Here is a 26,065-nt window from a genome sequence, read left to right on the forward strand (position 1 = left end):
CCGATTGAGTCCGGAGCCTAGGCCGCGTCCATTATCCCCGGGGCGCGGCCTTTTTGCATTCTGGCGTGTCTGGCTGATAGATATTCTTCACTCGAAGGTTTTCTGAGCTTGGGATTTGCAGAGTCTCTTCTCACTGTTCGGTAGTTTTTCTATAGGTTCGCTCATGGCGACCGGATCCCTCCTGTCACTCCAAACCGACGCCGTGCCGACGCCTGGGGGTGCGGCATGACCCCGGCGTCCGATCCACGGCGTCTGCCGCCGCTGAACGCGCTGAAAGCCTTCGAGGCCGTAGCCCGGCTGTCCAGCGTGTCATTGGCGGCCCAGGAGCTGGGCGTCACGCCGGGCGCCGTCAGCCAGCAGGTGCGTCTGCTGGAAGATCATGCGGGCGCGCCCCTGGTGCGCCGCGAGACCGGCGGTCTGGCCCTGACCGATCTGGGCGACAGGCTGCTGCCGGTGTTACGGGAAGCCTTCGAGCATCTGAAGCGGGCGGCGGACATCGTTTATGGGCCGACGCAGCGGCAGTCGCTGGCGGTCAGCGTCCCACCGTCCTTCGCCGTGCGCTGGCTGGTGCCGCGGATGACGCGGTTCTCGGCCGAACATCCCGAAATCGAGGTATGGATCTCGGCGGACATGAAACTGGCCGACATCGCCGGCGGTCGCGCCGACGTCGCCGTGCGCTACGGGCCCGGCGACTATCCGGGCGTGCGCAGCGAGATCCTGATCGAGGCCGGGGTTATACCGGTCTGTAGCCCGGCCCTGTTGGAGGCCCTACGCAGTCCCGCCGACTTGGCGAACCATACGCTTATCCACGTCGGGCGGAGCACGCTGGAGGAGCCCCGGCCGGATTGGGCGGCCTGGCTGAAATCGCGGCGGCTGGACCGGATCGACGCTACGGCCGGCCCCCGATTCGATCAGACCGCCTTCGCCATCGAGGACGCCGCGCGTGGCCGAGGCCTGGCTCTTGCGCCGCGCGCCTTCGTCGCCGAGGATCTGGCGTCAGGTCGCCTGGCGGCGCCTTTCGCCGACGGCTATCTGGCCACGGACATGGCCTATCGGCTGGTCACGCGACGCGGCGTCCTTCGCCCCGAGGCGCAGGCCTTTGTCGCCTGGCTTCGCGCCGAGGCCCAGGCCGACGCCCTGGTCGTGGACGAGCTGTGATGCGTGGCCCACTGTCGCTCTTTCGACGCCATCCCGCCGAGCAGGGCGAAACCTATTGTGAGCATTTCAAGGTCGCGGTTTCGGTCGGCGGCCCCATGGTGCTGGCGGGATTTGCCTGCCTGATCCATGCGTTGCTGCCTTTCTTGTTCAAAAGCACGGCGAGTCGAACTCTGATGGTCTTGACGGATAGGGTTCGGCGTCTGCCGTAACACCCTTTGGGCCGTCCGATTTTCATACGCCCCATGGAGGCAGGCGCGGCGCGTCAGGCGAAGGTCTGGGTGATCAGCTGATCGGTGAGGTCGAGATTCGCTTCAAGGGCGGCGAGCGCGTCGTTGCGCGCCTGCTCGGCCGCGGGCCGATCGCCGGCGGTCAGGTGCGCCGCGAACTCGATGATCTTTGGCGGTCATGAGCTGTTCGGCGCCCATGGCGCGGCGTTCCAGCGCTCTGTCGCCCATCCCGTTCTCACCCGTTCGAAGACACTGTAGACGCCGGTGGAGACACGCGCCAAAGCGCAGACGATCGGGACGCGGCCAAACGTCGCCGTCGACGGCCGCTTCCGCAGGGGCTCTGGGCGCCGGCAAGGCGGACGGCGCGAGCGTCAGAGCGATCGGCAACGTCCGTCTGCGCGAGGCGAGGGGAACCGATCTATCAGGCGGCGCCGCCGCGTGTGGCTGGGAACCCCAGAGAGTGCGACGCGGGCGGCTTGGCGAACCGCCCGCGTCGACATCCCGAAGATCGCGCGACGTGTCAGAGTCGGCCTGCCGCGAGAAGCTCGCGCGTTCGCGCCAGGGTCGACAGCAGAGCCGCCTTGTAGCCTTCCTCTCCGTTCAACCGGGCCTGTTCGGCCTGTTCCTCCGGTCCGTCCGGCACGCCGTCACGCAGACCCAGGTAGCCGTAGAAGCGCAGCATCAGTTCGCCGGCCTCGTCTTCGAAAAGTTCGTTGACGATGGCGCCCTCGCGCGGCCCCGCAGCCTGGAAGAAGGTCACCTTGCAGCCGGGCTCCAGGGCGATGATCTCGCGAAGGTCGGCGCCCCCTATGGTCGCCTCCCGGACAAGGTGGGTCGGGGTCTCCTCGATCACCTCGCAGCGGGTGCACAGGCCCTCGGGAAGGAAGAGGCGGGCGTCGCGCGCCTTCAGTTCCAGACCGGCCCAGACCTGGGCGCGGGTAAGGACGGTCTGGCCGGCGGGGTTCACCGGCACGGCGGCGGTCGCATGGATCATGGTCGTCTCTCCGGTCGAAAGGTCAGCGGGCCGCGGCGTCGGCGGCGATGCGGACGGCGAAGTCGCGATAGGTGTGTAGCGGCCGGCCGAGCAGGTCCGTCAGGCGTTCGACGTCGCCCGGCTCCGGGACCATGCCGTCGCTGACGTAGCGCTCGGCCATGAGGCGCATCTCATAGGCCATCCATTGCGGCATGACGGTCCCCAGGTTCTGTTCGAAGGCGGAGGGATCGTCGCCGCCATAGACGACGGGGCGGTCGAGAACCTCGGACCAGATCTCGGCGAGCCGGGCGCCCGTGAGGGTATCCGGACCGACGAGGTTCAGGGTCGTGAGGGGCAGCAGGACGTCGCTCGCGTCGCGGCGGATGAGCTCGATCGCCGCGACCTCGGCGATGTCGCGCGCGTCGACCATCGCCACGCCCTTGCCGCCGATCGGCATCGGATAGACGCCATGGTTCAGGATCACGTCCTGGATCATGACCTCGTTGTCGATGAAGTAGGCGGGCCGAAGAAGGGTGGCGCTGAAGCCCATCTGTTCGAGCATGCGCTCTCCGCCGGCCTTGACCGCGAAATGCGGGACATTGACGGCGCGGTCGGCCCCGAACACCGACAGATAGACGACGCGCTCGACGCCGGCCTCGCGGGCGATGTTGAGGGCGATGATCGCCTGGGTGAATTCGTCGCCGGCGACGGCGTTCAGCAGGAACAGGGTGCGCACGCCGCTCATGGCAGCGCGCAGCGCGTCTAGGTCGAGCAGGCCGCCGTGGGCGACCTCTACCTGGGCCGGAAAATCGGCCTTGGCGGTGTCGCGCACGAGGACCCGCACGGCGGCGCCGCGATCGATCAGGTTCTGGACGACGTGGCGGCCGACACGGCCGGTGGCGCCGGTGACGAGGATGGTCATGAGAAATCTCCGGATGGGGGTGGTGGACAGCCCGCAAGATCAGTGATCCAAATCCGGTTCGATAGGCGCTGATTTGGAACGTGCTGTCTCGCAGGTGGAACAGATGGATTTGCTGGCTCTGGCGGACTTCACCCTCGTCGCCCGCCACGGCGGCTTCGGCCGCGCGGCGCGGGCCGCGTCCCGCCCGAAGGCGACCCTGTCCCGCCGGGTTGCGGATCTGGAGGCGAGCCTGGGCTTGAGGCTGTTCGAGCGGGGCGGGCGTTCGCTCAAGCTCACCCAGGACGGGGAAGCGCTGTTCCGGCGGACCTCCGCCCTGCTGACCGATCTGGAGGAGACGACCGCCGCCGTCGCTTCGGGTGGGGAGGTCCCACGAGGCCGAATGCGCATCAGCGCGCCGCTGCTCTTTTCCCAGATCGCCATGGGCCGCCTCGCCGCCGATTTCGCGGTGCGTTATCCGGAGGTGCGGCTGGAGGTCGCCACCGAGGATCGTCCCGTGGACATGGTCGAGGAAGGGTATGACCTGGTCATCCGCGTCAACCCGGATTCGGACGCGACGCTGGTCGGGCGGATCATCCTGCGGGACCGTCTGGTCGTGGTCGCCGCGCCAGGGCTCGAGCGTCCGGCGGAGGATACTCCGGCGCCGGCTGTCGTCCGAGGCGGCTTCGAACAGGCGACATCCTGGACGACCGTCGCCCCCTCGGGAGAGCGCTCGGTCGTCCCGATCGCGCCGACGCTCAGCCTTTCGTCGATGATCATGGTCCGGGACGCGGCGATGAGCGGCGCCGGCGTCGCCCGCCTGCCGATCTCGTTGGTCAGCCGCGAACTGTCGTCAGGACGGCTGATGTCCTGGGGGGACGCCGATGCGCCCCAGATTGCCCTGTGGGCCCTGTATCCGTCGCGTCGGCTTCTCAGCGCCAGAGTGACCGCCTTCCTGGACCACCTGAAGCAGGCCTTCCCCACCGGCGCCCCGGAAGAGCTGGCGGCCTTCGCGGCTTAGACGACGCCTTGCGGATAGATCATCGCGCCCAGGCCGCCCGTTGCGCGAAGACCTGCTGAACGGCGTCCATATTCTCCGTCCCCCAGGTGCAAAGGGGCACGAGCGCCAGCGATAGGCTCCGGCCCAGCGGCGTCAGGCTGTAATCCACCCGGGGCGGGACCTCCTTGTAGTCCGTCCGCTTCACGAGGCCGTCGCTTTCCAACTCCTTGAGCTGCTGGATCAGGACCTTGTCGCTGACGTCGCGGATGGCGCGCCGCAGCTCGCCGTACCGCGTGGGTCCGCCTTGGGCGAGGAAGTAGAGGATCAACGGCTTCCACTTGCCCGAAATGACCCGCAGCGTCGCGTCCAGGCCGCAGGTGAAGCCGGGTAGGGTCGGGCTGCAGGCGGGGGCGGCGCAACTGTCGTCGGAGGTCGAGGTCATTTTTCTGGGCGCTTACCAAAAGGTGCATACTTGCCGATAGGTAGGCGTCTCTCCAGTTCCCTGCAACTCAAGCAAGGAACACAAGAATGACCAGACTTCAGGGCAAGACCGCCGTCATCACCGGAGGCGGCACCGGCATCGGCCTGGGGGCCGCGCGACGCTTTGTGGAGGAAGGCGCCTTCGTCTACCTCTTCGGCCGTCGTCAGGCCCAGCTCGAGGCCGCCGTCGAGGGTTTGGGCCCCAATGCGCGGGCCGTCGCGGGATCGATCACCGACGCCGCTGACCTCGACCGGTTGTACGAGACGGTGAAAGCCGAACGCGGGGGGCTCGACGTCCTGTTCGCCAACGCAGGCACCGGTGATTTCGCCAAGCTCGGCGAGATCACGCCCGAGCACTACGACCAGATCTTCGACGTCAATGTGAAGGGCACGGTCTTCACGGTCCAGAAGGCCCTGCCGCTGATGTCCGAGGGCGGTTCGATCATCCTGACCGGGTCGAGCACCGGCGTCATGGGCACGCCGGCCTTCAGCATCTACAGCGCGACCAAGGCGGCCGTTCGCAATCTCGCTCGGACCTGGGCGCTCGACCTCAAGGGCACAGGCATCCGGGTCAACGTCCTTTCGCCCGGACCGACGACGACCGAGCTGGCCCGCGACGTGCTGGGCGAAGACGGGCTCGCCGCGATCGGCGCCTCGACGGTTCTGGGCCGTATGGGCGACCCGGCCGAGACCGGGGCGGTCGCGGCTTTTCTCGCCTCGGCGGATTCCAGCTTCATGACCGGCGGCGAGGTCTTCGTCGACGGCGGGCTGGCCCAGGTCTGAAACTTCGGGAGGCGTCTGCATTCAGCGGGGGCCTCCCGCGAGATATAGGAGGTCGCGGCAGCCGATGTCCGTGCCGGGCCCCATACCGGGAACCTCGTTGACCGGGCCGGGTTCGACCCAGTGGACATCTTATCTTGGAGGACGGGTGCGGTCCCGCCGGCGCACAAGTCGTCAAGCCGGGAATGGCTGTTTTTTGCTGCAAGTGCGAAGGTTTCATGTCTTCACTGTCCGGGGGACAGGAAGTGGGGGCATGACGGCGACGCCAGCGAACCGGCCGGACCATGAGCAGCGCCGCCAGCGCGCGCGCTGGCTTGCGAGCGAAATCCTGCCGCATGAACGGAGCCTTCGGAGTTGGCTTGGCTGGCGCGCGTCGAGCGTCGATCCCGACGACATCGTGCAGGAGGCGTACGCCGTTCTGGCCTCCCTTCCGAGCGTAGACCACATTCGTAGGCCGAAGAATTATCTTTTTCAGACCGCGCGCTCGATCGTGCTCCAACAGGCGCGGCGAGACCGGATCGTGAGTTTCCAGGCGTTCGGGGCGACGCAGGACCCGGTCGCCCAGGATGCGTCGCCTGAGGCCGCCAGCGTGCTGCGTGACGAATTGCGTAAGGCGGATCAACTGCTGGCCAAGATGCCGGACCGCGTCCGTGAGGCCTTCCTTCTAAGACGGGTCGAGGGGCTGAGTCAGAGGGAGATCGCGGCCCGTATGGCGGTGTCGGAAAACACGGTCGAAAAACACATCGGCAAGGCGCTGAAGCTGCTGATGCAATCTTTGCGCGAAGGCGATGGCGGAAAGCCTGGGGTTGAAGTATCTACGCCCCAAAAAGGAAACGCGGCGCTCCGCGAGCGCCAAGGCCACCGTGGATCCTGACCGGATGAACAGTATCGACCAGGCGGCCGCAGAATGGGTCGCCCGCTTGGACGGCCGCGAGCCGACCGCTCACGAGCGGTCGGCGCTGGACGCGTGGCTGGCTGAGGATGTCCGCCATCTCGGCGCGCTTGCGCGAGCCGAAGCCATCGCCACGGCCTACGAGCAATCCGTCGTCGGCGCCCGGCCGCGGTCGGCGCGATCCCCCGGGCTCAACCGGCGGTGGGCCATGATGGGAGGATTGGCCGCCGGCGTCGGCGTCTTGAGCGTCGCGGGGGCATGGATGACGTCGGTCGATCCATCCTATGCCACGGATCGGGGAGAGACGCGAACCCTGGCTTTCGGCGACGGGGTCAGGGTGGTCCTCAACACCGAGACCCGGATCCGGGCCAAACAGGCGGGCGGCCTGTGCCGTATCGAACCGCTGCAGGGCGAGATCATGGTGGAGTGCCGATCGGCGCCTTTCGTTGTGCCTTTCCAAAAGACGCGGATCGAGGGCGAGACGGCGGCCTTCAATCTGAGGCGTGTCGAGAATCGCGCGGTCCTGACCGTGCTCGGCGGCGTTGTCCGGGTGACGGACCGCGATGGTCGCGGCCACACGCTAGAGGGCGGCGAACAGGTCGTGATCCTTGAGGGCGCCATGCAGCACCGCGTGCATCTGGACGAAGCGGCCGTCGCCCGCGCCGAAGCCTGGCGTTCGGGCATGATCGCGCTGGAAAACGCGACCCTCGCGGAGGCGGCGGCGGAATTCGGCCGCTACAACCAGCGCCTGCTTGTGGTCGAGGGCCGTGCGCGGGATGAACGGGTGACCGGCCTGTTCGCGGCACGCGACCCGGAGGGCTTCGCGCGGTCGGTGGCGGTGATCTCTAACTTGTCGCTGTCGGTCACGCCGGATCGCATCACGCTCTCGAAGACCGCGTCCTGATTTTTTTCATCGATCCGATGGCGGAAGTCTGAAGGCCACGCATCCGGGTTCTCAGTCGGGGCGGCGATCGGTCGTTCCCGGCAAGGGGAACACCGATGATCAAACTCACGCTTCGCCGGCGCCTGCTTTGTTGCGGCGCCACCTTGGGCTTCCTGCTGCCGCTGTCCGCCCATGCCCAAGAGGGCGTGCGGCAGCACGAGGCGGCCGAGGTGGAGGAAATTGTCGTCACCGCCCTGCGGCGCGAGACGCGGCTCCAGGACACCGCGTTGTCGATCACCGCCATGAGCGGCGAGGCCCTGCTGAACATGGGGGCGACGACGGTGCAGGACATCGTCTCTTCCGTGCCCGGCCTGAACCTGACCGAGGGCAACACCGGGCAGCGCCGTATCTCCGTGCGCGGGGTCCAGAGCGCGGGCGAGAGCACGGTGGGCCTTTATCTCGGCGAGACGCCGATCACCGGCCCGAACTCGGCGACTTCGGATCCGAGCAGCATCACGCCGGACCTGAACATGTTCGACGTGAACCGAGTCGAGGTGCTGCGGGGACCGCAAGGCACCCTGTTTGGATCGGGTTCGATGAGCGGCACGTTTCGTGTGGTCTTCAATGAAGCGGACGTCGACGGCTATGAGGGCGCGGTCGATCTGACGGGTTCGACCATACACGGCGGCAGCGAGGGCTATGGCGTGCGCGGCATGGTCAATGTGCCGATCATGGAGGGCCTGCTGGGTGCGCGTCTGGTGCTCTATGACGAACTGCGCGGCGGTTATGTCGACAATGTCCGTTTGGGTCAGGAGGACATCAACGAAGCCCGGTCCTACGGCGGACGGCTCATGCTGGCCTTCACGCCGAGCGAATCCTTCAAGGTCACCGGCCTGATCACGCTTCAGAACCAGACCGCCGAAGACACCAACGGCTGGACGCCGGGCGTCGGGACCTACAAGAACAACAACTATCACAAGCAGCCGTTCCCGAACGAGTTCGCCCTCTACAACCTGGCGGCCGAGTGGGACCTGGGCTGGGCGACGCTGAATGGCACGACGTCCTACTATAGCTGGGACGCCACCAAATACATCGAGGGCAGTCTGGCGGCGCTGTCGGCGCGTCAGGCGGGCAGCTTCTGCGCGCGCTACAACGGCATCACGGGCGCCTGCAATGCGACCCAGCTCGCCAACTATCGCGCCTACATCGACTCGGTCTTTCCGCTCAGCGGCTACCAGCCGATGCACGTCGAGGCCAAGATTCACGAAGCGCGGTTGTCCTCCAACAGCGACGGGGCTCTCACCTGGACGGTCGGCGCCTTCTACGAAAGCCGCAGCGACGACGCGACCAGTTCGACCGTCGAGGTCGATCCGATCTCGGGCGAGGTCTACATGCCCATCGTCTACAACTTCTCGCGCTTCGTGGCCGTCGACCTGACACAGAAGGCCTTGTTCGGCGAAGCGACCTATGAGGTGCTGGACGGGCTCAAGGTGACGGTGGGCGCGCGGGCCTATCAGTACGAAAAGGAGTCCCAGTCCCAGGTGCTGATGACCAGCTACATAAACTCCTCCGTGGCCGGACCGCTCAGCACCTACAACAGCGATTCCGATGGATGGGTCGGCCGGCTGAACATCAGCTACGACATCGCCGACAACGCCATGGTCTACGCGCAATACTCCGAGGGCTTTCGGCCCGGCGGGATCAACAACACTCCGGGCCTGACGCCTGACCTGATCCCCTACGCGTCGGACAGCCTGGAAAGCTACGAGATCGGCGCAAAGACCAGCTGGTTCGACGGTCGATTGACGCTGAACGCTTCGGCCTACGAGATCAAATGGGCAGACATGCAGATCGCGGCCAGCATTCCGAATTACAGCTTCATCGCCAATGTCGGGGCCTCGACCATCCGGGGGCTGGAGATCGAGGCGGCGGCGCGTCCGTTGCCGGGCCTGTCGTTGACGGGATCGATGGGCTTGGTGGACGGCAAGTTGGACACCGACCAGACCACGGGCCTGATCGTGGCGGCTGGCCGGGCCGGGGACACCATTCCCAACGAGCCGGACTTCAAGGCGGCCTTCGCCGCCGACTACACCTGGCCGGTGACCCAGAGCTTCGATGGGATGGTGCGTTTGGACTACGCCTACACGGGCGAGTCGACCTCCACGTTCCGCCCGACCAGCCCATACTACGAAACCATGGGCGACTTCTCGAACGTCAATATTCGAGGCGGCGTGGAGGGCGACGGCTGGGGCGCCTACGTCTTCGTCAACAACCTGTTCGACGAAGTCGGCAAGGTGAAAGTGTCCTCTCAGGCGACCTACGAACAACTGACCTTCAGCATTCCGCCGCGCACTGTGGGCGTGAACCTGCGCCGCCGCTTCTAGGGCTCGGCCGGCGGCGACCGCGCGGTCGCCGCCCTTCCTTTCTATTCCAGTCGAAAGCGATACATCGATGCAAGGCTTCACCCGCAAGGACTTCCTCAGCTTCTCGGCCGCCGTCACGGCCGCCGTCTCTACCGGTCTGGGCAACGCCACCGGCGCCCAGGCCGCCGCGACCCGCCAAACCCGAACGACCCCCCGCCGCTATGTGATCAAAGGCGCCGACCTGCTGACCATGGATCCGGCGCTCGGTGAAATGACCGCGACGGACGTCCTGATCGAAAACGGCAGGATCGCCGCTATTCAGCCGGGCATCTCCGCTAGCGACGCCGTGGTCGTCGATGGAACCGGCAAGATCCTGATGCCGGGCATGAACGACGGCCACCGGCACGTGTGGGAATGTATCGAGGCCGGACGCCTCGTGAAGACCGAGCCCGCCCGCTACGGCACCTATCAGTCATGGAAGATGAAGGTCATGGCGTGCCTCACGCCCGAGGACCACTACATGGCCAACTACATCGGCGGCCTGCAGTGCATCGACAGCGGCGTGACCGGCGTCCTGGACTACGCCCACGGTCAGCAGGACGAGGCGCGGGCGCTGGCCGCCGCGCGCGGCCTTAAGGACTCGGGTGTGGCCGGCTGGTTCGCGTATCAGGACTCGCACACGATCACCTACGGCCCGGGCGACACGGTGTCGCTCGCCGAGGCCGCGGCGATGCGGGAGGAATACACCACCGACCGCCACTGGCGGACCATCGAGAAAGTGATGTCGGACGTGCTATCCGACGCCTCGGCCCCGCTGCAGATGGGCGTGGCGATGTCCAACTCAAGCTACGGCAAGCCGCTGGACGTCATCCGCGACAAGGAGATCGGGCGGGCGCGGGCCCTTGGCCTCAAGATGATCGCCCATCACGCCGGCCTGCCCAGCACGCCCTATCCTGCCGGGACCTACGGTCATCGCGGCAGCGGCATCCTGGACCTGTACGAGGCGGACCTTCTCGGGCCGGAATATCATGGCTCGCACGGCGCCCAGATCACGGACGACGAGTTCGCCATCATGGCGCGCGTCGGCGCCATGCACTGCGCCTCGGCTGTCGGGGAGTTCCCCTATCGCGCGGCCGGACGCGGCCTCTCCAGCCACTGGCGCGCGCGTCGGGCGGGGGTCGCCACCGGCATCGGCATCGATGTCGGCGTGGCCCTGACCGAGGAGTATTTCGAACATGTCCGCGGAGCTTTCTGGAGCATGTATCTGTCGGACGAGGGCGCGGCCGAGGCGGCGAAGTACAAGTCTGAGGACGTGCTGGATTACGCCACCCGTCTGGGCGCCCGCGGCATCCGGCATGGCGACGTGGCCGGCGCCATCACCGTCGGCAAACGCGCCGACCTGGTGCTGCTCGACACCGACCGCTTCAACTTTCCCCATATTGGCGGACTGGCGGACCGTGTCGTCAACTTCGCGCGCATGTCGGACATCGACAGCGTCTGGGTCGCCGGCCGGATGCTGAAGCATGATGGCCAGATGATCGGCGTCGACTGGACCCGCCTGAAACAGCAGATGATCGACATCCAGACCCGCGTCTGGTCCCAGGCGGAGACGATCACCTTCATCTGAAGGACGACGATGTGATTTCCGGGAGACGGCCGTCTCCGGAAATGGGCGCGCGGCGTCCTCTCCGGCTTGCCGCGCGCGCCGCATCAGTGAAGTGTTCGTGACGGTCCGGCGACAACCCGATGCGCCTCCCCGCATCGGCGCCGCGATTGGGGGTGCAGGTTCATGGCGCACCGGCGGGTAGCCCGGTCTGTGCGCGCCGCAGCGCTTGCGTTCGCGGCGGCTCTGGCGTGCACACCCGCGTTGGCCCAGTCGACGTCCACCGCCGTATTCAATGTGCCAAGCCTGCCTCTGGCGCAGGCCCTTCCCATGTTCGGGCGTCAAGCGGGGGTGCAGGTTCTGGCCCCGGGCGACCTGGAGGGGGGATGGACCACGCCCGCCGTCCGGGGAAGGGACACGGTGCGCGGCGCCTTGGCCCGCCTGATCTCGGGGTCGGGATTGGAGGTCGCCTCGGATGACGGACGCACGATCCTGTTGCGCCGGGCCATGCCTGCCGCCGCCGCGCCAAAGCGGCTGATCGGCGGCGAGCTCGCCCTGCTGGAGGAGGTTGTGGTGACGGCCTTGCGCCGAGAGAGCGCGGCCTCTCGCACCCCGATCAGCCTGATCGCCATTCCCGCGAACGCGGTTGGTTCCAACAGCAGCCTGTCGCAACTGTCCGTCCTCGCACCGGGGCTGTCCCAGACCGAGGTCAACACTGGCCAGCGGCGCCTGTCGTTGCGTGGCATGCAAAGCGCGGGGGAAAACACCGTCGCCCTCTACGTGGGCGAGACACCCGTCACCGGTCCGAACTCGGCCACTTCGGATCCCAGCTCCATCACCCCGGACCTCGACCTTTACGATCTGGAGAGGATCGAAATCCTGAAGGGGCCGCAGGGCTCGCTGTTCGGCGGCGGGGCGATGAGCGGCGCGGTCCGGCTTCTTTATGCGACCCCGGTCCTGGGTGTGACGTCCGCCGATGTGCAGACGGGGCTGACCTGGCTTGACGGAGGCGGGCAAGGCGGCGGTCTGCGCGCCATGGCCAACCTTCCTCTCGGCCAGGAAGCGGCGCTGCGCCTGGTCGGATGGCGAGAAGTCCGGCCGGGCCATGTCGACAATGTCCGGCTTGAGGCCGACGACGTGAATGCCGTGAAGACCCAGGGTGCTCGGGTGTCCGCAGCCTGGACGCCCCGCCCAGGGACGCTGCTGACCGGCGTGGTGATGGCCCAGGACCAGACGGTGCGGGACTCGTCCATGGTCAATCCCGCGGTGGGGTCGCGATTGTCGGACGCCTATGCCCATCTGCCTTTTCCGAACCGCTTCGACCTCATGTCGCTGCAAGTGCGGCAGGACAGCGGACTTGGTCGGATCACGGCCAATCTGGCTCGGTACGACTGGCGGTCGACCAAATTCATCGACACCAGCCTGGGTGCGCTTCTGGCGCGACGCGAAGGGCTCTACTGCCCGCGATACAACGGGATCACGACGACCTGCGATGCGGCCCAGTTGGCGCTTTATCGGGCCTACATCGACGGGGTCATGCCTTTGGTCGGCCGCCAGCCGATGGAGGTCGAGGCCTCGATCGGAGAAGTCCGGATCGATTCTAATCCCGGTTCGCCGCTCGGCTGGACTCTCGGCGCCTTCTACGAGGATCGGCGTGATCGTTCGGTCAGTGCGACTGTAATGGCCGGCGCCGACACAGGAGAGCCGTTGACGCCGCTGACTCCGATCTTCCAGCGTTCAAGCGGGGTCGACCTGCGGCAGACGGCGGTCTTCGGCCAGGTCGCCTTGTCTCCAACCCCCGATCTCACCTTCCGGCTTGGCGGTCGGCGTTACGGCTACGACAAGACATCGCGCAGCCAGGTGGAGATCACGAGCTACATCAACGCCTCCCTGGCGGGCCCAGAGACGCGACGCCGCACTGTCGCCTCGGGCTGGGTCACGACGGCGAGCGCCAGCCTGAAACTGACGGATCACGCGATGGTCTTCGCCCAGTATGCCGAAGGATTTCGCCCCGGAGGGGTCAACAACACGCCGGGACTGGCCGCCGAATTGGTCGGCTATTCCGCGGATAGGGCCCGCAATGTCGAATTGGGCGCCAAGACCACGGCCCGCGACGGGCGCCTGCTCGTCGATCTGGCTCTCTTCCAAGTGGTCTGGAGCAATATGCAGGTCGCCGCGCGCATTCCGAACTTCAACTTGATCGCGAACGCGGGCGAGGCGACCATTCGCGGCGCGGAGGTGGAAGGTCAGTGGCGGGCGGGGACGGCGTGGACGGTGCGATGGTCCGCGAGCCTGATCGACGCGCGTCTGAGCAACGTCTCTATGGGGGCCCGGTTCGATCTGACCGGCAAGGTGGGGGATCGCATTCCCTACGAGCCGGACGTCAGGCTGTCCGCTTCAATGCAACGACGCTGGAGGCTGGCGGGCGACCGATCCTTCGCTGTCGAGGTCGAAGGCGTCTACGTCGGCGACAGCGGCTCTCTATTCGATCGCAGTGACCTGTTCTACGAGCGGGTTCCAGGCTCGGGCGTGGTGAACCTGGATCTATCTTGGGTCGCATCGGGCTGGGAAGTCGTCGCGCGCGTCGAAAACCTTTTCGACGACGCCGGCGCTCTCTGGGCCGCCTCGCGACCGGAGTACGAGCGTCTGGCGATCGAACGTCGGCCGCGAGAAGCGAGGTTGACCGTTCGTCGTCGTTGGTGACGCAATCGGATTACGCTTATGGCGGACGCCTTCCGCCAGACGCCCGTCGGCCTCGGGGGTGTCGCTATGGGCTCTGGTTCGCTCCCTGACCCCGACCCCGGGTCCGGTTCACGAGCTGAAGCCCGGCGTCTCCAGGTGGTCAGCCCAGCGCCTCCGCCGCCTCGGGATAACGTTGGAGCAGATGCGCCGCCCACTCCGCCTTGCGCGGCCAAGTTCGCTGGGCCTCGCGCCGCCGCTCCAGGATCAGGGCGGCGGCCTCCCGGTGGGCGGGCCAGTCCATCAGGAAGCCGAGCGCCGCGCCGAAATCGTCCGCGGCGGCCGCGTGGGCGAAGGCGCGATCCAGCGCCTCGACATCTTCGAAGTCCGGCAGGCGGACGAGATAGTCGCGCAAGGGCTGCGGCGACAGGTCTCGCTCGAACATCGACCAGCGCAGATCCTGCGCTTCGGTCCGTTGTCCTTCGGCCTCCAACACGTCGATCGACGCCAGTTCCCAGGCCGGGGTCAGCGTCGGACGCCCGGCGGCCGGACTGCGGCCAAAAGTCCAGCGACGGTTCGCCGGCGAGGGTCGCAACGCGGCCTCCACCGCGGCGCGCGCCTCGGCGACCCGCCCGTCCGCCAGCAGGCGACGCGCCGCGCCGGCGGCGAAGTCGGGCGAGCCCTTCTCCTCGGGCGTCGCCAGCGACAGCCACAGGTCCAGGTCGCCGGCGCGGTCCGCCAGCCGTCGGATCGCGCCGCGCGCCGGGCGGGCGCTCCGAACGGCGGCCGGCAGGACGTCCAGCACACGACGGGCGACGTCCGGGGTGAGGGTGTCGCCGGCGGCGCCGATCCAGCGCGCGTAATCCTGCGGCCGCAGACCCACCGCCTCCGCCAGGGCGTCGAGGGCGGCCGGGTTTTCGACGGCGGCGGCGGCCAGCGTCCAGAGGTCGGGCGCCGCATCCTCGAAGGCGAAGATCAGTTCGCCGCGCGGATCCTTCACCCGCGCGGACAGGCCGGCGAACAGGTCGAACCAGGCCAGCAGGCTGGCGAAGGCGGCGCGCGAATCCGCCGGCGCCAACCGGTCCACGATCATGCGACGATGGGTCTCCAGATCGCGGATCAGTTCGCCGCGCTTGCGCCACGAGACGCGGACGCGCGCCGCCGCCAGGGCGGCGATGCGCTTGTCGATCTCCGCCGCCAGCCGATCGGGGCCGGCCTCCGCCGCCAGTTCCAGCCGCAACCGTCGCTTCAGATTGGCGTCGCCGGTGCTCGCCTCGGTCAGCAGTTCCGCGAGCCGTGGCGCGCCGAGCGTCGTCAGATTCGCCGCATTCAGGCGGGCAGGGGCCTTCGGCCGTTGCGCCATTCTATCCTTCCAGTTCGATCCAGACCGGCGCATGGTCGCTCGCCCTGTCCCACCCGCGCACATGGCGATCCACGCCGGCGTCCGCCAGGGCCGGGCTGAGCAGCAGATGGTCGATGCGCAGACCGGCGTCGCGCTCCCAATCCTGGCGGAAATACTGCCAGAAGGTCCAGGGCGGCTGGTGCGGGAAACGTTCCCGAAGGGCGTCGGTCCAGCCCTGGCCGACCAACCCGGCCCAGGCGGCGCGGCTCTCAGGCTGAAGCAGAGCGTCCTTCTTCCATGAGCGACTGTTGTAGATGTCGGCCTCGGTGGGCACGACGTTGAAGTCGCCGGCGAGCACCACGGGCGCGCCGCTCTCTAGCAGTGACGCCGCGTGGGCGATCAGCCGCTCGAACCACGCCAGCTTGTAGTCGAACTTTGGTCCCGGATGCGGATTGCCGTTCGGCAGATAAAGGCCGCCGACCAGCACCCCGGCCACCGCCGCTTCGATGTAGCGGGCCTGGGCGTCGGCCGGATCGCCGGGCAGCGCGCGCCGCGTCACCACGGGCGCGCCGATGCGCGACAGCAGAGCGACGCCGTTCCAGCGTCCTTCCCCGACCCAGGCGGCGTCATAGCCGGCGTCTTTCAGGGCGCGGGCTGGAAACTGCGCCTGGGGCGCCTTCAGCTCCTGGAGACAGACCACGTCCGGCCGGCGCTCCTCCAACCAACGCAGCAACGTGGACAGTCGCGTATTGACGCCGTTGACGTTGAAGGTGGCGATCTTCACGGCCTCAGCTTCCCCAAGGTCTCGCCGACGTTTCTCGGCGTCATCGACATTCCTCCCGCCTGGCTCGAGCCGGAGCGCAGGCACGGGGCTCTACCTCCAGCATCGGTGACGCGAGCGCGTTCGCCCGCAAGACCGAGTCGGTCGATCGCGCCTCTCTGCAACTCCGCCGACTGTCCCCCACCAATGCGCGCTTGCCTGTCGCCCTCGCGGCTGGCCGATCCCAAGAGGAGGCGATAGAACGGCGATCCGATAAAGCCGCCTTCCTGGAGTTCGGCGAACCATGACCATCCCGTTTCGCCAGGGCCTCGCCTCCGAGCTGGCAGGCGGCGACCACGAGAGGCTGCCTTGAACGGCTCCCCGCAAGTCGACGAGACGGTGCAGCTCCGGTTTTCCCGACGCGGGCACGGCCCGTTCTGGCAAATCAATGTCACCATCGCCGCCGTCACCTCGGGAACGGTGGTGCTCGACGGATTCGACCGCCCCGTGTCGGCGGAGGTGTCTGAATTAAAGCGCTTTGGTCCCGGGCGGTGGACCCTCGACTGGGAGGTCCGTGGCCGACCCTGACGACGCGAGCCGAAGGATGCCGAAGCGACCGATCCCAAGGGGCGGACCGTCAGGGCGTGAACTGAACGGTTCGCGCGAACTGGATGTCGGTCGGCCCGGGCGCACCCGTGCGTCCCGCATGAGCGCGATCGCGGCTTCGCCGAACCCCAGGCCCGGGTGAGTCTCGGCCAGCACGTGACAGTCCTCGACCCGACTATTTGATCGCGCCCTGCACTCCAGCGTGACCATGACGCCGTTCAGCATCGGCGCCTCGGACGCGGGCGTCTTGACAGGCATATCCAACCGCGCCGGCTTGAGAGCCGACGGAGAGGCGTTGAGCGCGAGAACGGCGACGACCAGCAGGGGCACCAATGTCCAACCTCCGTTGCTTCAATGGTCTCGCAGGCGCGGCGGTTCCCTCCCGCCGCGGGGCGGCGGCCCGAGCGGCCCAAGGACGCGCCACACGCTCGACCAAATGTCGAACAGCGGCGGAGTCGGACGGGGGAAGGGCATGGGAGGGCGCCGACGGCGGCGAGAGGTGGTTGCCTGAACGAACGGGCGTAGGCTGGGTCGACCTCCGATCCGGCGAGATGGGTTTCCGATGATGCTGCTCTCCTTGTCTCCTTTCGACGCCGCCGCCGTGCTGATCGTTCTGTCGGCGCTCCTCGGCTGGATCAACCACCGTTATCTGCGGTTGCCGGGCACGGTGGCCCTGACCCTGATGGGCGCCCTGGCGTCCCTGGCGGTCATCGCGGCGGACGCCGTCTTTCAGGGCAGCAATGTCTCGACGCAGGTCAGCGCCTTTTTGGAGGACATCGACTTTCACGACACCCTGATGAACGGCATGCTGTCGTTCCTCCTCTTCGCGGGCGCCCTGCATGTCGATCTGGAGCAGCTGCGCCGCGGCCGATGGCAGATCGCCGTGCTCAGCACCCTGGGCGTGGCCGCCTCGACGGTGCTCGTCGGCCTGGGGCTCAAGGCGTTGGCGGGCCTGTTCGCGATCGACGCGCCCTTGCTCTGGTGCTGCGTCTTCGGCGCCCTCATCAGCCCGACGGACCCCGTGGCCGTGATGGGCGTGCTCAAGACCGCCAAGGTTCCCCCGACCCTGCAGGCGACCATCGCAGGCGAAAGCCTCTTCAACGACGGCGTGGGGGTGGTCGTCTTTTCGATCCTCCTGGCCAGCGCGGTGGGCGGGGAGGCCTTCTCCCTGTCTCATGCCGCGGAGATGTTCGCCATCGAGGCCCTGGGCGGCGCGCTTCTCGGCGCGGCCGCGGGCTGGATCGCCTATCGCGCCATGAAGGCCATCGACGACTATTCGGTGGAGGTCATGATCACCCTGGCGACCGTGATGGGCGGCTACGCCTTGGCGACGGCGCTTCACATCAGCGGTCCGGTCGCCATGGCCGTGGCCGGTCTGATCGTCGGCAATCCCGGCGTCAGCCGCGCCATGAGCGACACAACAAAGGATTACGTCCTGAAGTTCTGGGCCTTGGTCGACGAAATCCTCAACGCCGTGCTGTTTCTGCTGATCGGTCTTGAGGCGGTCGTGTTGGCGGATCGCTTCGGCCTCCTGGCCCTCGGATTGCTCACCATCCCCCTGGTGCTTGCCGCCCGCGCCGTCTCGGTGGGCGCGCCCTTGCTGTTCTGGCGTCGCCTGCTCCCGATCGGCCTGGCCTTTCCGGTGATGACCTGGGGCGGTCTGCGCGGGGGCATATCCATCGCCTTGGCGCTGTCGTTGCCGTCCGGACCGATGAAGGATCTGATTGTGGCGGCGACCTATATGGTGGTGCTGTTCTCGGTGCTCGCCCAGGGCGCCACGATCGGTTCCGTGGTTCAGCGCAGCGCCCGGGCTCTCGGGATCGACCGCGCCTCGTCGCCCTGACGGGCGCTTTCGGCCTCTTCACAGTCGCAATGCGCGCGTCGCGGATGACCATGACGACACCAGGCCGGAGGCGCCATCCATTGGTGACGACAGGGCGCGCGCGACCAACAGCGGCGCCGATGTCAGGCGGCCCGGTGCGCGGCCCGTCATCAGAATTCTTCCCAGTCGGGTTGGACCGCGACAAGCGCAGGCCGACCGCCGCCGGCCCCACGGGCGCGCGCGAAGGCCTCGACGCGCGCCTGGGTTTGCCTGACGGACGTATCGCGGGGCGCGTTCCGGACCGGCGCTCGCGCGCTGACGGCGAAGCGGCCGACCAGATCGGCCAGTTCGGCCGCCTCGCGGCTGAGGTTGAGGCTTGCGGCGGTGGATTGCTCCACCATGGCCGCGTTCTGCTGGGTGACCTGGTCCATCTGGTTCACGGCGGTGTTGACCTCGGCCAGGCCCACGGCCTGTTCCTGGGTCGAGGCGCGGATTTCGCCCATCAAGGTCGTGATCTCTTCGATCCGGCTTGCGATGCCCTCGAGCGCCTCGCCCGACCGCCGCACAAGCACCACGCCGTCCTTGACCTGGGCGGAACTGGCCGAGATCAGCGTCTTGATCTCCTTGGCCGATTCCGCGGACCGCTGGGCCAGGGCGCGAACCTCGGAGGCGACGACCGCGAAGCCGCGACCGGCGTCGCCCGCGCGGGCGGCCTCGACGCCGGCGTTCAGCGCCAGAAGATTGGTCTGGAAGGCGATCTCGTCGATGACGCCGATGATCTGGCCGATCTGATCCGAGGATCGCTCGATTTCGCCCATGGCGGCGACCGCGCTTTGCACCACGGCGCCCCCGGTCTCGGCCTGGCTGCGGCCCAGCGTCACGACGTCGTCGGCCGCCTGGGCGTTCTCGGCGGTCTTGCGGACGGTGGCGGTGATCTCGTCGAGCGCGGCGGCGGTCTGTTCAAGGCTGGCGGCCTGTTGCTCGGTGCGCCGTGACAGGTCTTCGGCGGCGCTGCTGATCTCATGCGCGCCCGACTGCATCGATTCCGCATTGGCGCCGATCACGCTGATCGCCTGGTCCAGGGCCGTCATCGCCTGGTTGAAGTTGTCGCGCAGGGCCGCGTACTCGCCGGGAAAGTCGTCCTCAATGCGATAGGACAGGTCTCCCGCGGCCATGGCCGAGAGCCCCCGGGCGGTGCCGCTGACGACGGCGGCCTGGATTTCGGCCGCCTGCCGGTCGGCTTCGGCGCGCCGTTGCCGCTCTTCCTCGACGGCGGTCACATCTATCGCGAACTTGACGACCTTGTACGGCCGGCCGGCGCTGTCGAGGATGGGATTGTAGCTGGCTTCGATCACCACGCGTTTGCCGCCCTTGCCGTATCGGATGAATTTGTCGGCGACGAACTCTCCGTCGTTCAAGCGGCGCCAGAATTCGGCGTAGGCAGGGGTCTGGGCCTCCGCCGGGTCGACGAATATGCGGTGATGACGGCCGACGATCTCGTCGAGATCATAGCCGATGACCGACAGGAAGTTGCGGTTCGCCTCCCTGACCGTCCCGTCCAGATCGAACTGGATGACGGCCTGGGACCGATCGACGGCCGCCAGCATGCTGCGAAGCTCGGTCGTCTCGCCACTATCCTTTTCTCGCGGCCGGAAGAACATGGTCATATGTTTTTTCGCTCCGATAGGCGCTTAATCTCGTCGGGCGGCGTTACCATCCTGCTCTCGACTCCTGCCGCCCGGAAGGTTGCAGCCCTTGACTGACGAATCCGCCCCCAGGCGTTGTATGCACTTCTCCCGAAGAACCGAAACCGCGACGGACGGCGGGCCCGCATGATCGCCGCGGGGGGAGGGCCCGAAGAGGTTCGCGTCAAGTTCGCCATGCGCATGGGAATGACGGTCAGACTCTGGAAGGCGACGACGGACCAGTTGGCGAAAGCCGCCGGATACGAGGGCTGTTCGCTTATTCCTCTTTATCATCTGGCGATGACGCCTGCGGGGCTCACCCAGGTCGAGCTTTCACGCCGCATGAACATCTCGGAATCGAGCGTCGTTCGTATTCTGCGTCCGTTGCTGGACCGTCAGCTGGTCAGCCGGACGCGCATGATCGGGGACGGGCGAGCCCGGCTGATCAAACTCGAAGCGCGCGGCGCCGACGCCATCGAAGCCTTCGAGCCCCGCGCCGCAGCGCTTCGGGCGCGGCTGCTCGACGGCATATCCGAGGGCGACATCGAACTTGCGACATCGATTCTGACGATCGTCACCGAGCGTCTCTCAGAGTTCGGCGAGGCAGAGCTCTCTCCGGACTAACGCCAGCGGCCCGTTTTTTGATGACGTATCATCGGCGGCGCCCGGATGCGCCATCGCTACACGTCGTCAGGTCGCTCGCCAGGTCGGGGCGCGGAACCGCGGCGATCGGCCTTTAGCCGGGCGATATGACGCTTCATCTCGGCGATCTCGCGCACTTGAGCGTCGATGATGCCGTCCGCCAGCCTGCGAACCTCGGGGTCGTCGATATGCGCTCGCCTGCTGGTCCTGATCGCGATGGAATGGTGCGGGATCATCGCCCGCATGTATGCGACGTCGTCGACGGTCTCCTGGCTGCGGACGAGCCAGAGGGCAAGCGCGAAGACGAGCGCGCTGATCGCGACGATGACGGCGTTCAGGCGACGGTTTCCGTACATTCCCGCTTCAGGGCGACGCGACGGGGCGTCCTGCCTGAACGATGTCTCCCTCGGGAATCCGCAGCTCATCGCTCTGGAGCGCCATCCAGAGGCGGCGCAGAACCGAGTCTTTCCAGATCCGGCGGCGGGGCCTTGAACTGTGAAAGGCCGGACAACCCGTGGCCGGATTGGTCTGGGCGAGGTCCTCACGTATGGCGTAGTTGAACACCTGTCGAATGATGGCCTGCGCCCGAAAAACACTGCTGCCTCAGTTCCTAAAGCGGAGGTCGGAGGTTGGAGTCATCACGGGGTCGCCACTCGCAGTTTGGCCACCGGAGCAGCAATTTGAGCGCCTCGCCGCAAGTCAACGACACGGTGCAGATTCGTTTCTGGAGACGCGGCGACGGTCAGGTTTGGCAAGCCAATGTCATGATCGCCGCTGTCACCGCCGAGGCCGTGGTTCTCGACGGCTTCGACCGGCCCGTGTCGACCGAGGCGTCGGAAACGGTCCGACCCTGACGGTGGACCCTCGACTGGGAACTGCGGCGTCGGCCGTGACGGCTGCGGACGAGGGCGCCCGAGCGGCCGATCCGACGAAGCGAGCGTGTCAGGGCGTGAACTGAAGCGTTCGGGCGAACTGGATGTCGGTCGGGCCCGGGGCCACCCGTGCGTCCCGCATCAGCGCGATCGCCGCTTCGCCGAAACCCATGCCCGGGTGGGTCTCCGCCAGCACATGACAGTTCTCGACCCGACCGCTGGCGCGCGCCGTGCACTCGAGCGTGACCATGACGCCCTCCAGCGCAGGACTGTCATAGGAGGCGGTCTTGGCGGGGATGTCCGCCCGCACCGGCTTGGAAAGCGCGGGCGGAGCGTCCAGCGTGAGAACCGCGGCGAGCAGCAGGGGGACCATGACAACCTCCAGCCCTTCAATGATCTCACCGCCGCGGCGGTTCCGCCGATGGCGGGGGCGGCCGCATGGTCATGGTCCGAACCCGCCTGTCTGGCGCAGGCCTTCCCACAGGGCCATGCCTGCCGTCACGGACAGGTTCAGGGAGCGGGCTTCGGGACGCAGGGGGATGACGACGCGCGCGTCGGCGGCGGCGTGGACGTGGTCGGGCGCGCCCGCGGTCTCCTTGCCGAACAGCAGGGTGTCGTCGGGCTGAAAGACAAAATGGTCGAGGCGCGTGGCGCCTCGGGTGGTGAAGAGCACCAGACGGCCGGCAGGACGATCGCGCTGGAAGGCGTCCCAGTCGGCGTGACGCGTCATGTGCGACAGCGGGCCGTAATCCAGGGCGGCGCGCTTCATCGCCCGGTCGTCGAAGCGAAAGCCGACAGGCTCGATGACGTGCAGGTCCACGCCGAAGCAGGCCGACAATCGGATGCAGGCGCCGACGTTCTGAGGAATGTCCGGTTGAAAAAGGGCGAGACGCATTCTAAGGCCTCCAATACGCGCGACCTGGGGGTTTGTCGCGGTCTGTTTTGCGAACGTTTCTCAAGAAGCGTCAGCAACTTGCGGCGAGGGGCCGCAAGCCACGGGCCGGCGGGGATCCTTCGGGTTCGTACATGTGGGTCCACGCCGGGTCGGGAGGCTCCCGGAGAGGCGAGGGCGGTGTTCGAGAGGTGAAACGTGGCCGAATCGGTCGTGCATTCTGAAGGCTCCCACGGCCCCGAAAGCGGCGATCCCAATCGCCGTGACTTCATCCACATCGCCGCAGGCGCCGCCGCCGTCGGCGCGGGCGTCATGGTGGCCTGGCCGCTGATCAACCAGATGAACCCCGCGGCCGACACTCTGGCGCTGGCGTCGATCGAGTTCGACCTGACCAAGGTTCAGGAAGGCCAGCAGGTCGTCATCAAGTGGCAGGGCAAGCCGGTGTTCGTGCGCTATCGCACACCGGCCGAACTGCAACGCGTCATCGCCGACGATCACGCCCCGGACCTGAAGCAGCCGCAGACCGACGCGGAACGCACCAAGCCCGGCCACGAGCCCTATCTGGTCGTCATCGGATCGTGCACCCACCTGGGCTGTGTGCCGACCTTCGGGGCCGGCGACTACGGCGGCTGGTTCTGCCCGTGCCACGGCTCGCACTACGACGCGTCCGGCCGCATCCGCAAAGGTCCGGCGCCGCTGAACCTGGTCGTGCCCGACTACGAATATCTGTCCGACACCCGCGTGAAGATCGGCTGAGGACCTGGGGAGATCATGAGCGATCACGAGAGCACCTACGTCCCGAAGACGGGCGTCGAGAAGTGGCTGGACAGCCGCCTTCCCATCATCCGCTTCGGCGCCGACTACATGTCGCTGCCGACGCCGAAGAACCTGAACTACTGGTGGACCTTCGGCGGCATCCTGGCCCTGTGCCTGATGACGCAGATCGTCACCGGGATCGTGCTGGCCATGCACTATACGCCGAACGTCGACCTGGCCTTCGCCTCGGTCGAGCGCATCATGCGCGACGTCAACGGCGGCTGGCTGATCCGGTACGTCCACGCCAACGGCGCGTCGATGTTCTTCATCGCGGTCTATCTGCACATGCTGCGGGGCCTCTATTATGGCTCGTACAAGGCGCCGCGCGAGATGATCTGGATCATCGGCTGCGTGATCTTCTTCCTGATGATCGCCACCGCCTTCCTGGGTTACGTCCTGCCGTGGGGCCAGATGTCCTTCTGGGGCGCCGAGGTCATCACCAACCTGATCGGGGCGATCCCGGGCATCGGCGAGCCGATCCTGATCTGGCTGCGCGGCGGGCCGGCGATCGACAATGCGACGCTGAACCGCTTCTTCTCTCTGCACTATCTGCTGCCGTTCGCCATCCTGGGCTGCGTCGTGCTGCACCTGTGGGCCCTGCACCATGCGGGTCAGAACAATCCGGTGGGCATCCTGATCCCCAAGGATCGGGCCAAGAAGGACCTGGTGCCGTTCCATCCGTATTTCACGGTCAAGGACGGCTTCGCCATCATCCTGTTCCTGATCCTGTTCGCCCTGTTCGTCTTCTTCATGCCGAACGCCCTGGGCCACGCGGACAACTACATCCCGGCCAACCCGCTGCAGACGCCGGCGCATATCGTGCCCGAATGGTACATGCTGCCCTTCTACGCCATCCTGCGCGCCATCCCCGACAAGTTCGGCGGCGTGGTGGCGATGTTCAGCGCCATCGGCGTGCTGTTCATCCTGCCGTGGCTGGATACGTCCAAGGTGCGCTCCATGCGCTACCGCCCGACCATGCGGACCTTCTTCATCATCTTCCTGGTGGTCGGCCTGGGCCTGGGTTGGTGCGGCGGACAGCTGCCGGACGCGCCGGTTATCCCGGGCATGCCCAGTTTCACCCTCTTCGACGGTCAGCTGAACTCCTACCTGTGGCTGACGCGCCTGTTCACCCTGTACTATTTCGTCTTCTTCCTGGTGATCATGCCGCTGGTGGGCCTGAAGGAAACGCCGCTGCCGATCCCGGCGACGATTTCCGAGCCCGTGTTGCCGGGGCCCGACGCCATTGCGGCGGCCGCGCCGGCGTCGCCCGAGAAGAAGGGCTGAGCGCGTCATGATGATTGGGAAACTCACCGTGTCGACGACCAAGATCATCGCATCGGCGGCCGTGGCGCTGGGCCTGGCGGTTTCGGCCGCCCCGGCCCTGGCCGCCGGCGGCGCGGCGCACCCGCGCTCGGGCGGCTTCAGCTTCGAGGGGCCGTTCGGCGTCTATGACCAGGGCCAGCTGCAACGCGGCTACAAGGTCTATCACGAGGTCTGCGCCGCCTGTCACAGCATGAACCTCATGCACTATCGGAACCTGGGCGACGCCCACGGCCCGTTCTGGAACCCGAGGTATCCGAACCCGAACGACAATCCGGTGGTGAAGGCCCTGGCGGCAGAAAACCAGGTGCCGGACATCGACAGCGAGACGGGCGAGGCGATCATGCGCGACGCCACGCCGGCCGATAAGTTCCGCCAGCCCTATCCGAACGCCACGGCGGCGGCGGCGGGGAACGGCGGCGCCGCGCCCCCTGATCTGTCGGTGATGGCCAAGGCGCGTCACGACGGCGCCAACTACATCTATTCGCTGCTGTCGGGGTATCGCGCCGCGCCGGCCGGTCTGCAGATCCGCGAGGGCCAGCACTACAACCCCTATATGGCCGGCGACCTGACGCCGTTCTGGACCGGCGACCACGACCACGTTCCGGAAGGCGGCTTCATCGCCATGCCGCCGCCCCTGCAGAACGGCCAGGTCACCTATGACGATGGCTCGCCCCAGACGGTGGACCAGTACGCAAAGGATGTCGCGGCCTTCATCGCCTGGACGTCGGAACCCAAGATGGTCGAGCGCAAGCAGGCCGGATTCGGCGTGATGATCTTCCTGTTGATCTTCGCGGGCCTGACCTACGCCAGCTACCGTCGCATCTGGAAGGGCGTGGCGCACTAAGCCCCGGCGGCCCTTCAAAAGCCAAGAGCACGAACCCGCCCGGCGACGCCGGGCGGGTTTTCTCTTTTCGCGCCACGGTAGCGAGCGGCGCGCTTCTGTGCCTAGATGACGATCCCATAGTGGAGGTTCGCCATGCTTGTCGCCGCCCTGCTCGCCCTTTCCGTCGTCGCCGCCCAATCCAATCACCAGGTCATTCAACCGAACCCCAACGCCGCCAGCGTCACCATGGTGCGCTTTCGGGACAATGAGGCGCGGCAGCTCGTCGAAGACGCGCGCGAGGATCAGATTGCCGCCAATCGCCAGTCCGTGATCGCGCAGCGCGTCCAGTTGGCGGATCGACTGGACCGCCTGATCGCGTCCGGCGACTGCGAGCAGGCGCGTGTCGTGGCGCAACACGCCCGCTATCGCGACATTCGCGAAGGCGTCGCCCGCGTCTGCGACGCCAGGACGCCGCGCGAGTAAATCTCGGCGCATCGACAGCGCCGCTTCACCTGCCTAGGGTCGGCTCCGAAATTTCCAGAGCCG

General features: G+C 67.1%; 26 protein-coding genes. 17 read left to right on the plus strand and 9 right to left on the minus strand.

All coding sequences use genetic code 11. The annotated features are described in order from the left end of the window. Nucleotides 1-225 precede the first annotated feature (225 nt). Both B2U11_RS08800 and B2U11_RS08805 read left to right on the plus strand, forming a co-directional pair. Nucleotides 226-1,158 (plus strand): LysR substrate-binding domain-containing protein, encoded by a 933-nt coding sequence (locus tag B2U11_RS08800; protein WP_292071187.1) that lies wholly within the window; start codon nucleotides 226-228, stop codon nucleotides 1,156-1,158. Next, nucleotides 1,158-1,367: a DUF6356 family protein gene (locus tag B2U11_RS08805; protein WP_292071189.1), complete on the plus strand. Its 210-nt coding sequence runs from the start codon at nucleotides 1,158-1,160 to the stop codon at nucleotides 1,365-1,367. The genes B2U11_RS08800 and B2U11_RS08805 overlap by 1 nt, the downstream gene beginning before the upstream one ends. A gap of 538 nt (nucleotides 1,368-1,905) precedes the next feature. Here the strand turns inward: B2U11_RS08805 and B2U11_RS08810 are convergent. Continuing rightward, a complete protein-coding gene (locus B2U11_RS08810) occupies nucleotides 1,906-2,379 on the minus strand; it encodes an AtaL-like protein (protein WP_292071191.1) in 474 nt (157 codons plus the stop codon). Nucleotides 2,380-2,401: 22 nt separating this feature from the next. Beyond that, the gene (locus B2U11_RS08815; RefSeq protein ID WP_292071192.1) at nucleotides 2,402-3,280 is read right to left on the minus strand and encodes an SDR family oxidoreductase; all 879 of its coding nucleotides are present in this window, start codon (nucleotides 3,278-3,280) and stop codon (nucleotides 2,402-2,404) included. Between the two features lie 103 nt (nucleotides 3,281-3,383). On the opposite strand from B2U11_RS08815, the gene B2U11_RS08820 reads away from it, so the two are divergent. Continuing rightward, nucleotides 3,384-4,277 (plus strand): LysR family transcriptional regulator, encoded by an 894-nt coding sequence (locus tag B2U11_RS08820; protein WP_292071194.1) that lies wholly within the window; start codon nucleotides 3,384-3,386, stop codon nucleotides 4,275-4,277. A 19-nt stretch (nucleotides 4,278-4,296) separates the two neighbouring features. Here B2U11_RS08820 and B2U11_RS08825 read toward each other — a convergent pair whose 3' ends face one another. Next, nucleotides 4,297-4,698 carry a winged helix-turn-helix transcriptional regulator gene (locus B2U11_RS08825; RefSeq protein WP_292071196.1) on the minus strand — a complete coding sequence of 134 codons (402 nt, stop codon included), beginning with the start codon at nucleotides 4,696-4,698 and terminating at the stop codon, nucleotides 4,297-4,299. A gap of 86 nt (nucleotides 4,699-4,784) precedes the next feature. Here B2U11_RS08825 and B2U11_RS08830 point away from each other — a divergent pair, with 86 nt between their 5' ends. The 6 genes from B2U11_RS08830 (at nucleotide 4,785) to B2U11_RS08855 (ending at nucleotide 13,960) form a co-directional block, all read left to right on the plus strand. Then, the gene (locus B2U11_RS08830; RefSeq protein WP_292071198.1) at nucleotides 4,785-5,519 is read left to right on the plus strand and encodes an SDR family NAD(P)-dependent oxidoreductase; all 735 of its coding nucleotides are present in this window, start codon (nucleotides 4,785-4,787) and stop codon (nucleotides 5,517-5,519) included. A gap of 250 nt (nucleotides 5,520-5,769) precedes the next feature. After that, entirely contained in the window at nucleotides 5,770-6,390 is a 621-nt protein-coding gene (locus B2U11_RS08835) for an RNA polymerase sigma factor (RefSeq protein WP_292071200.1), read from the plus strand. A gap of 4 nt (nucleotides 6,391-6,394) precedes the next feature. Continuing rightward, entirely contained in the window at nucleotides 6,395-7,312 is a 918-nt protein-coding gene (locus B2U11_RS08840) for a FecR family protein (RefSeq protein ID WP_292071202.1), read from the plus strand. 95 nt (nucleotides 7,313-7,407) lie between these two features. Then, entirely contained in the window at nucleotides 7,408-9,675 is a 2,268-nt protein-coding gene (locus tag B2U11_RS08845) for a TonB-dependent receptor (protein ID WP_292071205.1), read from the plus strand. A gap of 67 nt (nucleotides 9,676-9,742) precedes the next feature. Further along, the gene (locus tag B2U11_RS08850) at nucleotides 9,743-11,281 is read left to right on the plus strand and encodes an amidohydrolase family protein (protein WP_292071207.1); all 1,539 of its coding nucleotides are present in this window, start codon (nucleotides 9,743-9,745) and stop codon (nucleotides 11,279-11,281) included. 306 nt (nucleotides 11,282-11,587) lie between these two features. After that, a complete protein-coding gene (locus B2U11_RS08855; RefSeq protein ID WP_292071210.1) occupies nucleotides 11,588-13,960 on the plus strand; it encodes a TonB-dependent receptor domain-containing protein in 2,373 nt (790 codons plus the stop codon). Between the two features lie 139 nt (nucleotides 13,961-14,099). Here the strand turns inward: B2U11_RS08855 and B2U11_RS08860 are convergent, their stop codons facing one another. Then, complete coding sequence (locus B2U11_RS08860; RefSeq protein WP_292071211.1) at nucleotides 14,100-15,299, minus strand: DUF6880 family protein; 1,200 nt, start codon at nucleotides 15,297-15,299, stop codon at nucleotides 14,100-14,102. 1 nt (nucleotide 15,300) lies between these two features. After that, entirely contained in the window at nucleotides 15,301-16,062 is a 762-nt protein-coding gene (locus tag B2U11_RS08865) for an exodeoxyribonuclease III (RefSeq protein WP_292071213.1), read from the minus strand. Between the two features lie 345 nt (nucleotides 16,063-16,407). Between B2U11_RS08865 and B2U11_RS08870 the strand changes: the two genes are divergently transcribed. Continuing rightward, nucleotides 16,408-16,626 carry a hypothetical protein gene (locus B2U11_RS08870; RefSeq protein WP_292071215.1) on the plus strand — a complete coding sequence of 73 codons (219 nt, stop codon included), beginning with the start codon at nucleotides 16,408-16,410 and terminating at the stop codon, nucleotides 16,624-16,626. Between the two features lie 580 nt (nucleotides 16,627-17,206). Beyond that, on the plus strand, nucleotides 17,207-18,487 hold the full coding sequence (locus tag B2U11_RS08875) for a cation:proton antiporter (RefSeq protein WP_292071218.1): 1,281 nt from the start codon (nucleotides 17,207-17,209) through the stop codon (nucleotides 18,485-18,487). Between the two features lie 149 nt (nucleotides 18,488-18,636). Here B2U11_RS08875 and B2U11_RS08880 read toward each other — a convergent pair whose 3' ends face one another. Continuing rightward, complete coding sequence (locus B2U11_RS08880; protein ID WP_292071220.1) at nucleotides 18,637-20,133, minus strand: methyl-accepting chemotaxis protein; 1,497 nt, start codon at nucleotides 20,131-20,133, stop codon at nucleotides 18,637-18,639. Between the two features lie 165 nt (nucleotides 20,134-20,298). On the opposite strand from B2U11_RS08880, the gene B2U11_RS08885 reads away from it, so the two are divergent. Then, entirely contained in the window at nucleotides 20,299-20,775 is a 477-nt protein-coding gene (locus B2U11_RS08885) for a MarR family winged helix-turn-helix transcriptional regulator (RefSeq protein WP_292071222.1), read from the plus strand. 56 nt (nucleotides 20,776-20,831) lie between these two features. On the opposite strand, the gene B2U11_RS08890 is transcribed toward B2U11_RS08885, so the two are convergent. Continuing rightward, nucleotides 20,832-21,149 (minus strand): DUF305 domain-containing protein, encoded by a 318-nt coding sequence (locus B2U11_RS08890; RefSeq protein ID WP_292071224.1) that lies wholly within the window; start codon nucleotides 21,147-21,149, stop codon nucleotides 20,832-20,834. A 324-nt stretch (nucleotides 21,150-21,473) separates the two neighbouring features. Here B2U11_RS08890 and B2U11_RS08895 point away from each other — a divergent pair, with 324 nt between their 5' ends. Beyond that, nucleotides 21,474-21,647 carry a hypothetical protein gene (locus B2U11_RS08895; protein WP_292071226.1) on the plus strand — a complete coding sequence of 58 codons (174 nt, stop codon included), beginning with the start codon at nucleotides 21,474-21,476 and terminating at the stop codon, nucleotides 21,645-21,647. 88 nt (nucleotides 21,648-21,735) lie between these two features. Here the strand turns inward: B2U11_RS08895 and B2U11_RS08900 are convergent, their stop codons facing one another. Then, a complete protein-coding gene (locus tag B2U11_RS08900; RefSeq protein WP_292071227.1) occupies nucleotides 21,736-22,038 on the minus strand; it encodes a TonB family protein in 303 nt (100 codons plus the stop codon). Between the two features lie 69 nt (nucleotides 22,039-22,107). After that, a complete protein-coding gene (locus B2U11_RS08905) occupies nucleotides 22,108-22,560 on the minus strand; it encodes a tRNA (cytidine(34)-2'-O)-methyltransferase (protein ID WP_292071229.1) in 453 nt (150 codons plus the stop codon). 195 nt (nucleotides 22,561-22,755) lie between these two features. On the opposite strand from B2U11_RS08905, the gene petA reads away from it, so the two are divergent. The 4 genes from petA (at nucleotide 22,756) to B2U11_RS08925 (ending at nucleotide 26,002) form a co-directional block, all read left to right on the plus strand. Continuing rightward, complete coding sequence (gene petA / locus B2U11_RS08910; protein WP_292071231.1) at nucleotides 22,756-23,313, plus strand: ubiquinol-cytochrome c reductase iron-sulfur subunit; 558 nt, start codon at nucleotides 22,756-22,758, stop codon at nucleotides 23,311-23,313. 15 nt (nucleotides 23,314-23,328) lie between these two features. Beyond that, the gene (locus tag B2U11_RS08915) at nucleotides 23,329-24,657 is read left to right on the plus strand and encodes a cytochrome b (protein WP_292071233.1); all 1,329 of its coding nucleotides are present in this window, start codon (nucleotides 23,329-23,331) and stop codon (nucleotides 24,655-24,657) included. 10 nt (nucleotides 24,658-24,667) lie between these two features. Then, nucleotides 24,668-25,540 carry a cytochrome c1 gene (locus B2U11_RS08920; RefSeq protein ID WP_292071256.1) on the plus strand — a complete coding sequence of 291 codons (873 nt, stop codon included), beginning with the start codon at nucleotides 24,668-24,670 and terminating at the stop codon, nucleotides 25,538-25,540. A 132-nt stretch (nucleotides 25,541-25,672) separates the two neighbouring features. After that, nucleotides 25,673-26,002, plus strand: coding sequence for a hypothetical protein (locus tag B2U11_RS08925; protein ID WP_292071235.1), 330 nt, complete (start codon nucleotides 25,673-25,675; stop codon nucleotides 26,000-26,002). Nucleotides 26,003-26,065: the final 63 nt, after the last annotated feature.

The sequence above is a fragment of the Brevundimonas sp. UBA7534 genome, assembly GCF_002479325.1.
In the GTDB taxonomy this organism is placed as follows: Bacteria; Pseudomonadota; Alphaproteobacteria; order Caulobacterales; family Caulobacteraceae; genus Brevundimonas.